The sequence below is a fragment of the Streptomyces sp. CB01373 genome (assembly GCF_002803075.1).
GTDB lineage: Bacteria > Actinomycetota > Actinomycetes > Streptomycetales > Streptomycetaceae > Streptomyces.
Genome location: NZ_NNBK01000009.1, coordinates 209,944 through 224,344 on the forward strand (window position 1 = coordinate 209,944; position 14,401 = coordinate 224,344).

Annotated in this window: 13 protein-coding genes; 1 reads left to right on the plus strand and 12 read right to left on the minus strand. The window is 70.6% G+C overall.

Translation table 11 applies throughout. The features are described from left to right. Nucleotides 1–257 precede the first annotated feature (257 nt). The 3 genes from CG719_RS16155 to CG719_RS16165 form a co-directional block, all read right to left on the minus strand. Complete coding sequence (locus CG719_RS16155) at nucleotides 258–1,925, minus strand: beta-N-acetylhexosaminidase (RefSeq protein ID WP_100569320.1); 1,668 nt, start codon at nucleotides 1,923–1,925, stop codon at nucleotides 258–260. A 139-nt stretch (nucleotides 1,926–2,064) separates the two neighbouring features. Next, a complete protein-coding gene (locus CG719_RS16160; RefSeq protein WP_100569321.1) occupies nucleotides 2,065–2,346 on the minus strand; it encodes a DUF3039 domain-containing protein in 282 nt (93 codons plus the stop codon). 28 nt (nucleotides 2,347–2,374) lie between these two features. Further along, complete coding sequence (locus CG719_RS16165) at nucleotides 2,375–2,944, minus strand: YqgE/AlgH family protein (RefSeq protein ID WP_199836654.1); 570 nt, start codon at nucleotides 2,942–2,944, stop codon at nucleotides 2,375–2,377. Between the two features lie 273 nt (nucleotides 2,945–3,217). Here CG719_RS16165 and murA point away from each other — a divergent pair, with 273 nt between their 5' ends. After that, nucleotides 3,218–4,564, plus strand: a complete 1,347-nt coding sequence (gene murA / locus CG719_RS16170; protein WP_100569323.1) for a UDP-N-acetylglucosamine 1-carboxyvinyltransferase — start codon at nucleotides 3,218–3,220, stop codon at nucleotides 4,562–4,564. 172 nt (nucleotides 4,565–4,736) lie between these two features. Here murA and CG719_RS16175 read toward each other — a convergent pair whose 3' ends face one another. From CG719_RS16175 to CG719_RS16215, 9 genes are all read right to left on the minus strand, one after another. Further along, the gene (locus CG719_RS16175) at nucleotides 4,737–5,018 is read right to left on the minus strand and encodes an HU family DNA-binding protein (protein ID WP_003990598.1); all 282 of its coding nucleotides are present in this window, start codon (nucleotides 5,016–5,018) and stop codon (nucleotides 4,737–4,739) included. Nucleotides 5,019–5,315: 297 nt separating this feature from the next. Continuing rightward, nucleotides 5,316–6,731: an NAD-dependent malic enzyme gene (locus CG719_RS16180; RefSeq protein WP_100569324.1), complete on the minus strand. Its 1,416-nt coding sequence runs from the start codon at nucleotides 6,729–6,731 to the stop codon at nucleotides 5,316–5,318. A gap of 377 nt (nucleotides 6,732–7,108) precedes the next feature. Further along, nucleotides 7,109–9,430 carry a HelD family protein gene (locus tag CG719_RS16185; protein ID WP_100569325.1) on the minus strand — a complete coding sequence of 774 codons (2,322 nt, stop codon included), beginning with the start codon at nucleotides 9,428–9,430 and terminating at the stop codon, nucleotides 7,109–7,111. Nucleotides 9,431–9,494: 64 nt separating this feature from the next. After that, complete coding sequence (locus CG719_RS16190) at nucleotides 9,495–10,307, minus strand: anti-sigma factor family protein (RefSeq protein WP_376492241.1); 813 nt, start codon at nucleotides 10,305–10,307, stop codon at nucleotides 9,495–9,497. After that, complete coding sequence (locus tag CG719_RS16195) at nucleotides 10,307–10,828, minus strand: sigma-70 family RNA polymerase sigma factor (protein ID WP_019056398.1); 522 nt, start codon at nucleotides 10,826–10,828, stop codon at nucleotides 10,307–10,309. Before CG719_RS16195 ends, CG719_RS16190 begins: the two co-directional genes overlap by 1 nt. 343 nt (nucleotides 10,829–11,171) lie before the next feature. Continuing rightward, the gene (locus CG719_RS16200; protein ID WP_100569328.1) at nucleotides 11,172–11,765 is read right to left on the minus strand and encodes a CGNR zinc finger domain-containing protein; all 594 of its coding nucleotides are present in this window, start codon (nucleotides 11,763–11,765) and stop codon (nucleotides 11,172–11,174) included. 135 nt (nucleotides 11,766–11,900) lie between these two features. Next, nucleotides 11,901–12,584 (minus strand): hypothetical protein, encoded by a 684-nt coding sequence (locus CG719_RS16205; protein WP_234375607.1) that lies wholly within the window; start codon nucleotides 12,582–12,584, stop codon nucleotides 11,901–11,903. 72 nt (nucleotides 12,585–12,656) lie between these two features. Further along, nucleotides 12,657–13,688 (minus strand): hypothetical protein, encoded by a 1,032-nt coding sequence (locus tag CG719_RS16210; protein ID WP_199836655.1) that lies wholly within the window; start codon nucleotides 13,686–13,688, stop codon nucleotides 12,657–12,659. Further along, nucleotides 13,676–14,332 carry a hypothetical protein gene (locus CG719_RS16215; RefSeq protein WP_100569330.1) on the minus strand — a complete coding sequence of 219 codons (657 nt, stop codon included), beginning with the start codon at nucleotides 14,330–14,332 and terminating at the stop codon, nucleotides 13,676–13,678. Before CG719_RS16215 ends, CG719_RS16210 begins: the two co-directional genes overlap by 13 nt. Between the last annotated feature and the right edge of the window lie 69 nt (nucleotides 14,333–14,401).

Below are 14,401 nucleotides of genomic sequence, written 5' to 3' on the forward strand. Positions count from 1 at the left end.
TACGGTACGTGCTGACAGGCCGGACGTGGCAACTCTGGCACATCTTCGCAGGGCCCGAAGACAGGGGTCCGCTAGGTGGCATTCGCCCACCTCATCGGGGACATGGGCCGATTTGGCACGCCATCACCGGTGCGAGCGAATTCCCACTCTTCGCTGACTCTTGCGGACTTTTTCCGCCACCTGTTCGAGACGGCGGAAGCGGCGAGCGGGGCCGCGGACGGAACCGATCATCCCGCCGCCCCCGCGTACCCCGGCGGCTACCTCGACGGCGGAGGGCCCTCCAGAGGCCGCCCGAGGACGCCGGGGCGCCGCTGCCACGGGCGCGGCCCGGTGGGCGGCCGGTACCCGACTCCCAGGGCGTCCAGACGCCCGTAGTGGGCGGTCATCCGCCGCCCGAAATCCGCGAAGTCCCGTTCCGCCGGGGCGGGCAGGGCGCTCCAGGCGACCTCGGCGAACGCGGCCAGCCTGGGGAAGACCTGGTAGTCCACGCGTGCCTGATCCTCCATCACCTCGGTCCACACGTTGGCCTGCGTGCCCAGCACATGGCGGGCCTGCGCCTCGTCCAGCTCCGGAGGGACCGGCTCGAACCGGTAGACGTCCTCCAGGGTGCGCACGTAGCCGATCGGCACCGGCTCGTCCTCGCCCGGGGCCTGGCGGTGGTCCAGGTACACCTGCTGCTCGGGGCACATGACGACGTCGTGGCCGGCCCGCGCGGCCGCGATCCCGCCCGCGTACCCGCGCCAGGACGACACCGCGGCCCCCGACGCCAGGCCGCCCTCCAGGATCTCGTCCCAGCCGATCATCCTGCGCCCGCGCGCGGCGAGCCAGGCGTCGAAGTGGCCGATGAACCAGGACTGGAGCGCGTCCTCATCGGCCAGCCCGAGTTCCGCGATCCGCGTCTGCGCGGCCGGGGAGGCCCGCCACTGCTCCTTGGGGCACTCGTCGCCGCCGATGTGGAAGAAACTTGAGAACGCCGCGAAACCCGCGGATCCGGTGGAGGCCACAGCGTCCGCGGGGAACAGTTCGAGCAGTTCCTCGAAGACGCCCTCGTAGAAGCGCAGGGTGGCGTCGGTGGGGGCGAGGACGTTCGGGTTGACCCCCCAGTCGTCCCAGACGGTGAGGGCGGAGGTGTCGACGACGTCGGTGTTGCCGAGTTCCGGGTAGGCGGCGATGGCAGCCTGCGAGTGCCCGGGCACGTCGATCTCGGGGACGACGGCGATGTGCCGTTCGGCGGCGTACGCGACGATCTCGCGGATGTCGTCCTGGGTGTAGTGGCCGCCGTGCGGTTTGTCGTCCCACAGCGGGGACGCCCGGTGGCCGAATCTCGTCCGCGCCCGCCAGGAACCGACCTCCGTCAGCCTTGGGCACCGCTTGATCTCGACACGCCAGCCCTGGTCGTCCGTCAGGTGGAAGTGCAGCACGTTGAGTTTGTGCGCGGCCATCAGGTCGAGGTAGCGCAGGACGCCGTCCTTCGGCATGAAGTGGCGGGCCACGTCGAGCATCAGGCCGCGCCAGCGGAAGCGGGGGGCGTCCTCGATCACCCCCGCCGGGACCGCGTGGGCGGCGTCCGGCCGTACGGGGGCGCGCCGGAAGGCGTCGGGGCCGAGCAGCTGGCGCAGAGTCTGCGCACCCCAGAAGACCCCGGCCGGGGAGCCGCCGCGGATCTCGACGCCCCGCCCGGGCACGGCGGCGAGCCGGTACGCCTCGGGCTCCAGGGTGTCGTCCAGGCGCAGCCGTACGGAGTCCGGGTCGTCCTCGGCGCCGGGCGCAAGGGGCAGGCCGAGGGCCGCGCCGAGCGTGCCGCGCAGCCAGCGTTCGGTGCCGCCGGTGCCCTCGGCGGCCCACAGGGTGGTGCCCCGGTCGAGGGGGACGGCGCGGTCCGGGGAGCCGGCCGCGGCGCGCGGGGCCGGAATCACGTCGGTCATGCCCCCATGGGTAGCGCCGGCCGCGACGCGGCGCAACGGGCGTTGCACATGGTGCACAGCCCGGCGACGGCACGGGCCCCCGGGGCGCGCCGGAGCGTGCCTCGGGGGCCCTGAGAGTCTCTGCCGAGCGGGGAGCCGGTTACTTCTTCTTGTCGTCGCCGCCTTCGCCGCCGCCTGTCATGGATTCGTAGATCTCTTTGCACATCGGGCAGACGGGGTACTTCTTCGGGTCGCGGCCAGGCACCCACACCTTGCCGCACAGCGCCACGACGGGCGTGCCGTCGAGGGCGCTCGCCATGATCTTGTCCTTCTGGACGTAGTGGGCGAAGCGCTCGTGGTCGCCGTCGCCGTGGGACACCTGCGGCGTCGGCTCGACGAGGGTCCCCGTACCAGTGCCGCGCTCGGGCTCGAGAGTGCTCATACCGCAAGGGTACTGAAGGCCCCGGGCATCAGTTGAGCGAAGGGTCGTCCGGGTATGTGGCGACCATCGCCAGTTCGCTGCGCTGGCGGCGCAGCACCTCGCGCCAGAGCCTCTCGGGGGCGGGGCAGGACACGTCGCCGGGTTCCGACTCGACGACGTACCAGGCTCCTTCCTCCAGCTCGTCCTCCAGCTGGCCGGGGCCCCAGCCGGCGTATCCGGCGAAGATCCGCAGCGAGCCGAGGGCGGAGGCCAGCAGCTCGGGAGGTGCCTCCAGGTCGACGAGACCGATCGCGCCGTGCACCCGGCGCCAGCCCAGCGGGGCGCCCTCGCCGGAGCCGCCGGGGATGACGGCGACGCCGAGTGCGGAGTCCAGGGACACCGGGCCGCCCTGGAAGACGACGCCGGGTTCCCCGGCGAGGTCGGCCCAGCCCTCCAGGATGTCGCCCACGTCCACCGGCGTGGGACGGTTGAGGACGACACCGAGGGAGCCCTCCTCGTCGTGGTCGAGAAGGAGCACCACCGCGCGGTCGAAGTTCGGGTCCGCCAGGGCGGGCGTGGCCACGAGCAGCCGCCCTGTGAGCGAGGACACCTCGGTCATGCCAGACATGATCCCGCATCTTCCCTTCGCATGGGGAGCCAATCCGGCTACGGGGGTGAGCGCAGCTCACGGGACACGGAAGCGACCGGCGCACGGCGGGGGCGGTGACCGCACGTGCCCGGCGCTCAACGGCGCGTGTCGGTGCGGGATCATGAGCCAACCCCGGGTGCCGCGGACTTTCTGCAGGGGGGCGCACGGCGACTACCCTGTCTCTCCGGCCCCCTCCGCAGTGATCGGCCGGCCACCTGCCCACCTCATCGGAACGCGAGATACATGACCGTCAACGGCACTGACGACGTACTGCTTGTCCATGGCGGAACCCCGCTGGAGGGCGAGATCCGAGTCCGCGGTGCGAAGAACCTCGTACCGAAGGCCATGGTCGCCGCCCTGCTGGGCGGTGAACCAAGTCGCCTGCGCAACGTTCCGGACATCCGTGACGTGCGTGTCGTGCGCGGTCTGCTGCAACTGCACGGCGTGACGGTCCGTCCGGGTGACGAACCGGGCGAGCTGGTGCTCGACCCGACCCGGGTCGAGAGCGCCAACGTCGCCGACATCGACGCCCACGCGGGCTCGTCGCGTATTCCGATCCTGTTCTGCGGGCCGCTGCTGCACCGGCTGGGGCACGCGTTCATCCCCGGCCTGGGCGGCTGCGACATCGGCGGCCGGCCCATCGACTTCCACTTCGACGTGCTGCGGCAGTTCGGCGCGGTCATCGAGAAGCGGGACGACGGGCAGTACCTGGAGGCCCCGCAGCGGCTGCGCGGCACGAAGATCCGGCTGCCGTACCCGTCCGTCGGCGCGACCGAGCAGGTGCTGCTGACGGCCGTGCTGGCCGAGGGTGTCACCGAGCTGTCCAACGCGGCCGTGGAGCCGGAGATCGAGGACCTGATCTGCGTTCTGCAGAAGATGGGCGCGATCATCGCGATGGACACCGACCGGACGATCCGGATCACGGGGGTGGAGAAGCTCGGCGGCTACGACCACCGGGCGCTTTCGGACAGGCTGGAGGCCGCGTCCTGGGCGTCGGCGGCGCTGGCCACCGAGGGCGACATCTACGTCCGCGGCGCGCAGCAGCGGTCGATGATGACCTTCCTGAACACCTACCGGAAGGTGGGCGGCGCGTTCCGGATCGACGACGAGGGCATCCGCTTCTGGCACCCGGGCGGCCAGTTGAAGTCCATAGCGCTGGAGACGGACGTGCACCCCGGTTTCCAGACGGACTGGCAGCAGCCGCTGGTGGTGGCCCTGACCCAGGCCACGGGCCTGTCGATCATCCACGAGACGGTCTACGAGTCGCGTCTGGGCTTCACCTCCGCGCTCAACCAGATGGGCGCGCACATCCAGCTCTACCGCGAGTGCCTGGGCGGCTCCGACTGCCGCTTCGGCCAGCGCAACTTCCTGCACTCCGCGGTGGTGTCGGGGCCGACCCGGCTCCAGGGCGCCGACCTGGTCATCCCGGACCTGCGCGGCGGCTTCTCCTACCTGATCGCGGCCCTGGCGGCCCAGGGCACGTCCCGCGTCCACGGCATCGACCTGATCAACCGCGGCTACGAGAACTTCATGGAGAAGCTCGTGGAGCTCGGCGCCAAGGTGGAACTCCCGGGCCAGGCCCTCGGCTGACCGGGGCTCCCGGCCGGGCCCCGGATGATCCGGTCGGCCCGGCGGGCGCCCGGGAGCGCGTACGACAGTGGGGCGGCCCCTGGTGAGGGGCCGCCCCATTGGCGTTCAGTGGCCTGGAAGGACCGGCCTACAGCGTCTCGTGCGCCGTCCCGCGGCGCACGAGACGGCTGGGTCACTTGCCCTTGGCCGCTTCCTTGAGCTTGCTGCCCGCGGAGACCTTCACGCTGTAGCCGGCCGGGATCTGGATCGGCTCGCCGGTCTGCGGGTTGCGAGCGGTGCGAGCGGCACGGTGGGTGCGCTCGAAGGTCAGGAAACCAGGGATGGTGACCTTCTCGTCCCCCTTGGAGACGATGTCGCCGACGACGTCGGCGAACGCGGCCAGCACGGCGTCGGCGTCCTTGCGGGTCACCTCGGCACGGTCGGCCAGCGCGGCCACCAGCTCACTGCGGTTCATGTTCTTACTCCCGTGTTCTTCTTGCCGTTGCGGCGAGGCCGCATGTTGGGCACAGCGAAGCCGATGCTGCCAGGTTCCTCGGTGAGTCCCCGGACCCGGGTCCGTCGCCGAACCCTCGCGCCCAGGGAGGCATCCTGCCCCCACCTGCGGCGCGAATGCCAATCCGGCACCCATAGGAGTCGTGAGAACACCCTTGGGAGTCACACGAAGAGATGCCCGAGCATGGCCGTCACGATAAGGCTCCGCCGGCGGCGGGGTGCTTCGCGACGCGCCGGTTTCCCGGCACCGTGGCAATCATCACGCCGTCGCCGCCGTCTTCGCGGCCGCCTCCCGGACCGCTCCGGCCACCGCGCCGGCGACCTTGTCGTTGAAGACGCTCGGAATGATGTAGTTCGGGTTCAGCTCGTCCCCGGTGACCACGTCGGCCAGGGCCTGCGCGGCGGCCAGCATCATCTCCGTGTTGACGGTACGGGACTGCGCGTCCAGCAGGCCGCGGAAGACACCCGGGAAGACCAGCACGTTGTTGATCTGGTTGGGGAAGTCGGAGCGGCCGGTGGCCACAACTGCCGCTGTCTGACGGGCGATCGCCGGCTCCACCTCGGGGTCGGGGTTCGCGAGCGCGAACACGATCGCACCCTCCGCCATGGCGGCCACGTCGTCGCCGTCGAGCACGTTGGGCGCCGAGACGCCGATGAAGACGTCCGCGTCGTGCACGGCCTCCTTCAGAGTGCCGGTCAGGCCCTCCGGGTTGGTGTTGTCCGCGATCCAGCGCAGCGGGGAGTCCGGGGCGGCGCCGACGAGGTCCTCACGGCCGGCGTGCACCACGCCGTGGATGTCGGCGACGACGGCGTTCTTCACGCCCGCGGCGAGCAGCAGGCGCAGGATCGCCGTACCGGCGGCGCCGGCGCCGGACATCACCACGCGCACGCTGTCGATCGACTTGCCGACCACGCGCAGCGCGTTGGTCAGCGAGGCGAGCACGACGATCGCGGTGCCGTGCTGGTCGTCGTGGAAGACGGGGATGTCGAGGGCCTCGCGCAGCCGGGCCTCGATCTCGAAGCAGCGGGGCGCGGAGATGTCCTCCAGGTTGATGCCCGCGAAGCCGGGGGCGATCGCCTTGACGATCTCGACGATCGCGTCGCTGTCCTGGGTGTCCAGGCAGATCGGCCAGGCGTCGATGCCGGCGAAGCGCTTGAAGAGGGCCGCCTTGCCCTCCATGACCGGCAGGGCGGCCTTGGGGCCGATGTTGCCCAGGCCGAGGACGGCCGAGCCGTCCGTCACGACCGCAACGGAGTTGCGCTTGATGGTCAGGCGCCGGGCGTCCTCGGGGTTCTCCGCGATCGCCATGCACACGCGGGCCACACCGGGGGTGTAGACCATGGACAGGTCGTCACGGTTGCGGATGGGGTGCTTGGACGCCATCTCGATCTTGCCGCCGAGGTGCATGAGGAACGTACGGTCCGAGACCTTGCCCAGCGTGACGCCCTCGATGCCGCGCAGCTTCTCGACGATCTCCTCGGCGTGGGCCGTCGAGGTGGCCGCGATGGTGACGTCGATACGGAGCCGCTCGTGGCCCGAAGCGGTGACGTCGAGGCCGGTCACCGAGCCTCCGGAGGACTCCACGGCCGTGGTGAGCTGCGATACGGCGGTTCCGCCCGCCGGCACCTCCAGACGGATGGTCATCGAGTAGGAGACGCTGGGCGCCGTTGCCATGGCCGACTTCCTCTGCTTTCACCGTGTCGCGAAGTTCTGCCGTCCGATCGTCGCACCTACCCCTGAGTACGTGGTAGTCGCCCCGGGTTGCGGACGTAGTGTTCACCGGGAGGTGCCGATTTCGGAAACAGAATTTCACCATACGAGAAGTGTCGCGATGGCGAAAGACGCGGGAGCGACAAAAGAGGTCCACGTCACACCGTGACGTGGACCTCTCGGAGGTTTGTGTGACACCGACCCGCCATGCTCGCCTCGCGGCAAGTGGTCGCTCGTAGCGACAAAGGTTGGGCCCGGGGGCTTGGATCGGGCCGGTGCCGTATCCAGGCTAACAAACGGATCCCCGGTGGCCATTCCCGTCGCCGAGGTTCACCCGTTGTTCAGTCCCTCAGCAGATCCGGCACCCCGGCCCCGTCCGGCTCGTCCCGCTCCGCGGAGACCACCGTGAGCTGCTGAGTGGCCCTGGTCAGAGCCACGTACAGGACCCGCAGGCCGGCCGGGGACTCGTCCGCGATCTCCGCGGGCGAGACGACGATCGTCGCGTCGTACTCCAGACCCTTGGCCTCCAGGCTGCCGAGCGCCACCACCCGGTCACCCAGCCCGGCCAGCCAGCGCCGCGCCTCCTCACGCCGGTTCATGGCGACGACCACGCCGACCGTGCCGTCCACCAGGTCGAGGAGCCGTTCCGCCTCCGCCCGCACGCTCTTCTCCAGCGAGCCCCGGACGACGGCGAAGCGCGGCTCCACCCCGGTGGAGCGCACGGCCGTCGGCGCGGTGGAGCCCGGCATGGCCAGGGCGAGGACCTTCGAGGCCAGCTCGGCGATCTCGGCCGGGTTGCGGTAGTTCACGGTCAGCTCGAAGCGGCGGCGCGGCCGGGTGCCCAGGGCCTCGTCGCGGGCCTCGGCCGCCTCGTCCGGGTCGGACCAGGAGGACTGGGCGGGGTCGCCCACGACCGTCCAGGTGGCGTGCCTGCCGCGGCGGCCGACCATCCGCCACTGCATGGGCGTGAGGTCCTGTGCCTCGTCCACGATGACGTGCGCGTACTCGGTGCGCTCCTGCGCGAGGCGTTCCGCCCGCTCCCACTGCGACTCCTCGCGCACCGGCATCAGCTCCTCCAGACCGCTGAGCTGGTCCAGCGGATCCAGTTCACGCTTCCGACGCGGGCGGGCCGGGGTGCCGAGGATCGCCTGGAGCTCGTCGAGCAGGGCGATGTCGTGCACCGAGTGGCCGCCGCGCCGCAGCGAGCGGGCCACCCGGCGCACCTCCCCCGGGTTGAGGATCCGGCGCGCCCAGCGGCCCAGGCGCCGCTCGTCGGCCATGGCGGCGAGCACCGCCGTCGGGGCCAGCTCCGGCCACCAGGCGTCGAGGAAGGCGGCGAAGGAGTCCTCACCGGTGACGTCCTCGTCGAAGGAGGAGCGCAGCTCGGCGGCGAGTTCCGGGTCGGTGTGCCGGCCGGCGGCGCCCGACTTCTCCCACAGGGCGTCAAGGAGCAGCTTGCGGGCGCGCGGGCGCAGCATGTTCACCGGCGCGGTGCCGCCGAGGGCGGTGCGCCGGATGTGGTCGAGTTCCCCGGCCTCCAGCTCCAGCCGGCGGCCGAAGGCGACGACCCGCAGCCGGTCCGGGGTGCCGTTGGACTCCAGCGCGCCCCGCGCCGCCTTGCGCAGCACCTTCAGCATCCGGTACGAGCCCTTGGCCCGGGCCACCGACGGGGAGTCGTACAGCGTCGCCTCGGCGCCGTCGACGAGCGAGCCGATCGCCCGGACGGCGACCTGGCCCTCCTCGCCGAGCGAGGGCAGCACGCCCTCGGTGTAGGCCACGAGCAGCGGTGTCGGGGAGACGATCAGGATGCCGCCCGCGTAGCGGCGGCGGTCCTGGTAGAGCAGGTAGGCCGCCCGGTGCAGGGCGACCGCCGTCTTCCCCGTCCCGGGGCCGCCCTCGACGTACGTCACCGAGGCGGCGGGGGCGCGGATGACCAGGTCCTGCTCGGCCTGGATGGAGGAGACGATGTCCCGCATGGTGTGGCCGCGGGACCGGCCGAGCGCGGCCATCAGCGCGCCGTCGCCGATCGCGGGCAGCTCGTGGCCGTCGAGGTACGCCCTCAGCTCGGGACGCATCAGATCGTCCTCGACGCCGAGCACGCGCCGCCCCTTGGAACGGATGACGCGCCGGCGCACGACCCGGCCGGGGTCGACCGGGGTGGAGCGGTAGAAGGGGGCGGCGGCCGGTGCCCGCCAGTCGATGACCAGCGGGGAGTAGTCCTCGTCGAGGACGCCGATACGGCCGATGTGCAGGGTCTCGGCGATGTCCGCCGTGCCGTCCTCGCGGACCACGCCCTCGGCCGGCTCCACCGCCGTGTACGCGCCGTCCGGGCCCTTCCTGCCGTCCTTGCCGAGCAGCAGGTCGACACGGCCGAAGAGGAAGTCCTCGAACTCGTTGTTCAGCCGATTGAGGTGGATGCCCGCCCGGAACACCTGCGCGTCGCGCTCGGCCAGCGCGCCGGGTGTGCCCACCTGGCCGCGCTGGGCCGCGTCACGCATGAGGAACTCGGCCTCGTGGATCTTCTCCTCGAGGCGGCGGTACACCCGGTCCAGGTGCTGCTGTTCCACACTGATCTCACGGTCCCGTACGGAGTCGTGCGCCGCTTCGTGCGCTGCGCCGTGGACCGATCCGACCGCGGAATCCTGTTGAGCCTGTGCGGCCACCGGGCCCCCTTCTGACGTGCTGGGCAGCCGTCAACCGTACGCGAAAGGGGGCCCTGGGCGGAAGCTAGGACGCGGGTACCTCGACGAGTTGCTTCCCGTCGAAGGTCATCACCTCGAAGTGATCGATCTGGTTCGGCTCCAGGGCCGCGCCGCCACGGACGTAGAGAGGGTTCTTGGCCTGCTCCGTCTTGGCGTTCGGGACGCCGTAGCCCCACTCCGGGACGGACCAGGACGTGACCGTCTCACGTTCGCCGTTCTTGCCGACGGCGATGAGCGAGCACTTCTGCGAGCCGGTGACGTTGCTCAGCTCGAGAACGGCGTTCGTGCCCCAGTCCTTCTTCTCCACGGCGACCGTCGCGGAGACCTTCGTCGTCGGGTCCGTCGCCGTGACCTTCTCGGGCATCGACGCGAACGCGGACTGCGCGGTACTCGCGCCCGCCGTGGTGTTGTCGCCGCCGCCCGAGCCGCTCACCGCGAACACGGCCAGCGGGCTGCCGATGATCAGCGCTGCCGCCGCGGCGACCATGTAGAAGCTGCGCCTGCGCTTCTGGGCGCGGCGCTCGGCGACCTCGTCGACGAGCTTCTCCACCAGGCGCGGGCTCGGCTTGGCCGAAAGGGACTCCCCGACCGCGGGTGTGCCGGAGCCCGGCAGGTCCGCGAGCGCGGCGAACATCGGCTCCATGCCGGCCAGTTCGTCGAGCTGCTGGGCGCACCACTCGCAGCCGGCGAGATGCGCCTCGAAAGCGGTTGCCTCGGTGTCGTCGAGGATCCCGAGGGCGTAGGCGCCGACGGTCTCGTGCTCGTTCGGAGCCGGGGTTCCCTGCATGGCCCCAGACATACCCGCACCACCCGTTCCGAATCCCCCGTACACGCTCATCACGCCGTCACCCCCCGCTCCTCCAGTGCCAGCTTCATCGACCGCAGGGCGTAGAACACCCGTGAGCGGACGGTGCCGCTGGGTATGCCCAGTGTCTCGGCCGCCTCGTTGACGGTACGCCCCTTGAAGTACGTCTCGACGAGCACCTCCCGGTGGGCCGGGGTCAGGTCGTCGAGCGCGTCCGACAGCGTCATCAGCCACAGCGCCTTGTCGATCTCGTCCTCCGCGGGGATGACCTCCAGCGGCGACGGATCGACCTCCTGCGGCCGGGCCTGCCGGCTGCGGTGGCCGTCGATGACGATGCGTCGGGCGACCGTCACCAGCCAGGGGCGTACCGAACCGGTGGCTCGATTGAGCTGACCGGCGTTCTTCCAGGCACGGATGAGCGTCTCCTGCACCACGTCCTCGGCACGCTGCCGGTCGCCGGCCACCAGCCGGAGGACATACGCGAGGAGAGGTCCGGCGTGCTCGCGATAGAGGGCACGCATCAACTCCTCATCAGGTTCCGAGGACTGGGACATGCGATGTCGGGCCCTCGCTCCACGTTCATTGGCCACGGCCGCATCCTTGCGCACGCCCACCTCCGGTGTCCGGGGCTTCCCCCCAGTCGGTCGCTCGCCGACGGGTACGGATCCAGGGCACGCGGCGTTCAAAACAGGCCGACGGTTTTCTGTCGGGTGACGTGACGAGGGAGGACATGGGCGCACATTCCCCCCGCCCGGTCTTCACATTTCCGACACAGTTTTGAAGGCGGGCGCGCTGCCCGCACCCGGAGCGGGCCAAACAATGTGTTACGCAAATCACTTCGGCACGGAACACCCACAACCGGCAAATGGGATGCGGGAGTTGTCGCGTGTGCTTTCTCTAGCTCCTTGAAAGTGCAGCGCGTCGGCGGTGGCGGGCCACCCGTTCGCGGTTCCCGCAGACCTCGCTGGAGCACCAGCGCCTCCGGCGTCCCCGGGACGTGTCCAGGTACACGATCGGGCAGTTGTCGCCCTCGCACTGGCGCAGGGCGGCCCTGGCCACGGGGTCGGTGAGCAGTTCCACGGCGTCCCGGGCGACGGCCGCGAGCAGGGCGGCGCACTCGGGTGGCCCGGCCAACTCGCGCACGAGGGTGCCGTCTTCGGTGGGTACGGCGCGGGGTGCGGGTGGTGCCGTGCGGGCGATGTCGTTGACGCGGGCGAGCGCGAGGTCGTAGGCCCGCGCCTCCTGACCGAGATATCCGCGCACCAACTCGCTCATGTCCCGCCTCAGTTCGCGGAACCCTGAAAGCCAGGGCGCGTCGGCGTGCGTCAGCGGGCAGCCGGGCGGCACCAGCCCCGAGCCGGTGATCCACGCGCGCAGGGGCGGGAGGGAGTCCAGCCGTTCCACGGGGTGGGTGGTGGAGAGGAGATCCAGGCAGACCCGCCCGGCGTCGAACCTCAGCTCGTACGGGACCGTGGCCGCAGCCAGTGCCATGTGCGTGTCACCGCCTAGGCTCACCCCGGCCGGCATCCTCGCCGGGGCATCGTCGGAGGCCGGAAATCCGTTCCCTCCCACAGTGCCCGCCCACCGCCCGGACCGGTAGCCCCCGGACGACGCGGGGGCGGCTGCCTACTGCGGGGGGTGAGGCCCGTTGCCGTAGGGTCCTTGGCCGTACGGGCCCTGGCTGTAAGGGCCTTGGTCGTAGGGACCCTGCCCGTACACCCCCTGCCCATAGGGTCCCTGCCCATACGGTCCGGCCTGCCATGCCGGCCCCGGCCGGTACCGCACCCTCCCGCGCTCCTCCGTCACCGGCACGAACCCGGCGGCCTGCAGCAGTGCCACGGCCCTGGCGTGGCGCCGCCTCAGGGACAGGAACCCGCCGGCGGAGGCGACCAGGAAGAAGACCCACAGCACCCCGATGATGAGGAGGAAGAGCCCGTCCCCCGGGGCCTGCACCGCGCAGTAGGCGCACCCGAAGGTCGCGATCACGCCGACGAGTGCCATGGCTATCTGGTAGCTGTCGCCCGACATGTCGACGTTGATGCGCGCCGTCATCACCTCGAACGCGGCCGGCACGAGCGGCGGCAGCGACACCCCGTCCGCGGCGTTCGGATACCGCGCCCAGCTCTGCGCGGCCCGCGCCTGGGCCTGCGGGCTGGGGTCGGGCGCGAGGACCAACAGCATCTTGTTGTCGCGCACGCGCTCGGCATGCACGTACTCGTACCCGAACTGCTCGGCGAAACAGGCGAGTCCGGCGGCCTTCGCCACGGACGACTTGCTGAGGCGCAGCTCCACGCGTTGCCCCTGCCGCACCTGCTCAAGCACCTTCCGAACCCGCCACCTGTTCACCGCGGCGCCCCCCTGTTTCGGTTGTCCGACTCCTGCTCAGCGGTTCACGGCCTGGATCTCCTGCACCATGACGTCCTGGGTGGCGCCGAAGGTTCCCTCGGGCAGCTCCCCGCCCGCGACGCCGGTACCCGTCCAGTGAATCTTCCAGGTGATGGTGGCCCTCAACCGGTACGAGCCGTCGCCGGACGACCGCAGGTACTTCACCCCGCAGGGCGGCGTCCGGTCGGCCTTCCCCTTGGCGTACGCCTCGCCGATACGGTCACCGACGATCGCGCAGACGCCCGACGCGGGGTAGGTCTCGGCGTCCGCCGTACCGGGGTCGATCCTCAACGAGACCGGCTCGGCGGTGGTCGTCGCGGAAATCCCCAGCACCGGCACGGAAGCCGTCACGGAGACCGGCCGGAACCGCGCCCCGTCCAGCCACGCCCAGGTAGGCAGATTCACCTTCGTCACCCCCGCCGGCGCAAGCGTCACCTCGGTACCGGGGACACGGATCTCGTTGTAGGCGAGTTCCGCGAGGATGCGCGGCGTCACCGCGTTCTCGATGTTCGCGGGTGGAGCAGCGCCCTGGTCGACCCAGAAGATCGGCTCTTCGCACTTGTCCCAACCCGGCGGGAAGTCCTTGTTGACGTACGAGTCCCACCAATAGCCCTTGCCGGCCTTGTCCTTGTTGAAGTCCTTGTACGGGTGGCCGTCGACGTACCGGTCGCGCTGCGCGGCGTCCCACTCGTACCCGGTGGACTCGGCCTCCCAGATCGGCTCCAGGTACTTCTGCAGTTGCTCCGGCGTGTACTTCGGGGCATACCAGCAGGCGGGCGGCGTCCAGGACGAAACCGGGGCGACCGGTCCCGCGGAACGGCCGGTGCCGTTCTTTGAACGATCGAAGACAACGCCACCGGCGGTCGCGGAGATCGTGTCACCGTCGGCGCCACCTGAAGCGCTCGCGTCGCCCCCGCCATTGGTGCTGTCGCCATGGCCGAAGCCCGCCCATGCCTGTGCCGGGCAGAGCAACAGTGCGACTGCGGCGGAGACGACGCACGCGCGTCGCAGATTGCTCACGGCTGACATACGGAGCTCCCCCGCTGCGACGCCAGCTTCTCAGTGACCCAGATGCCTTGCTTGTTGACTCGCAGGCGGCTGCTGTAGACGACGTAGTTGCCCTTCGACTGTGGGGTCACCTCCGTCTTTCCGGTCTTCAAGCTCTTGTTGTACGCCTTGTTCTGGTCTTCGCAGTAGACGAGGCTCGCCGTTCCGCCATCGTTGACCTGGACCTTGGCCGCGTAGAACCGCCTGACGCCGGTGATCCGGTCCTTGTAGTCCACGAATTCCTGGATGAACTTCTGACTTCCCGCCGCCGCCTCGCCCTCCGAGTAGAAGCGATACCCCGCGTCAAGCGGCTTCTGCTCGGCGATCGCCATGTCCACAGCCTTGATGAATTGCTGACTGTCGTAGAGGACGGCGTCCTTGGCCTTGTCCCCTGTCTTGGGCCACTCGAAGGTGTAGATGAGATCCGACGGCAACTCGATCCTCGGTCGCCCCGCCGTCGCGGACGGAGTCGGAGAGGTCGGCGTCTCCGTGCCCGTGTCCGCGCCTGCGATCTTGTCGTTGGCTTTCGAGCCGCCGCCGTCTCCTCCGCCGCAACCGGCGAGGAGCAGGACGGCCGTCGTGCCGGCGACGGCTGTGGTGAGAAGGCGAGTTGGGCGGCGGATCACAGCAGGCTCCCGGTGAGGCAGGTGGGCAGGGCGAAACAGCCGACACGCTACCGAGACCCCCACAACCGC

What these genes read in the sequence shown, in the direction of transcription:
- CG719_RS16155 (WP_100569320.1), bottom strand. Translation starts at nt 1,925, where the DNA reads ATGACCGACGTGATTCCGGCCCCGCGCGCCGCGGCCGGCTCCCCGGAC.
- CG719_RS16160 (WP_100569321.1), bottom strand. Translation starts at nt 2,346, where the DNA reads ATGAGCACTCTCGAGCCCGAGCGCGGCACTGGTACGGGGACCCTCGTC.
- CG719_RS16165 (WP_199836654.1), bottom strand. Translation starts at nt 2,944, where the DNA reads ATGACCGAGGTGTCCTCGCTCACAGGGCGGCTGCTCGTGGCCACGCCC.
- murA (WP_100569323.1), top strand. Translation starts at nt 3,218, where the DNA reads ATGACCGTCAACGGCACTGACGACGTACTGCTTGTCCATGGCGGAACC.
- CG719_RS16175 (WP_003990598.1), bottom strand. Translation starts at nt 5,018, where the DNA reads ATGAACCGCAGTGAGCTGGTGGCCGCGCTGGCCGACCGTGCCGAGGTG.
- CG719_RS16180 (WP_100569324.1), bottom strand. Translation starts at nt 6,731, where the DNA reads ATGGCAACGGCGCCCAGCGTCTCCTACTCGATGACCATCCGTCTGGAG.
- CG719_RS16190 (WP_376492241.1), bottom strand. Translation starts at nt 10,307, where the DNA reads ATGAGCGTGTACGGGGGATTCGGAACGGGTGGTGCGGGTATGTCTGGG.
- CG719_RS16195 (WP_019056398.1), bottom strand. Translation starts at nt 10,828, where the DNA reads ATGTCCCAGTCCTCGGAACCTGATGAGGAGTTGATGCGTGCCCTCTAT.
- CG719_RS16200 (WP_100569328.1), bottom strand. Translation starts at nt 11,765, where the DNA reads ATGGCACTGGCTGCGGCCACGGTCCCGTACGAGCTGAGGTTCGACGCC.
- CG719_RS16210 (WP_199836655.1), bottom strand. Translation starts at nt 13,688, where the DNA reads ATGTCAGCCGTGAGCAATCTGCGACGCGCGTGCGTCGTCTCCGCCGCA.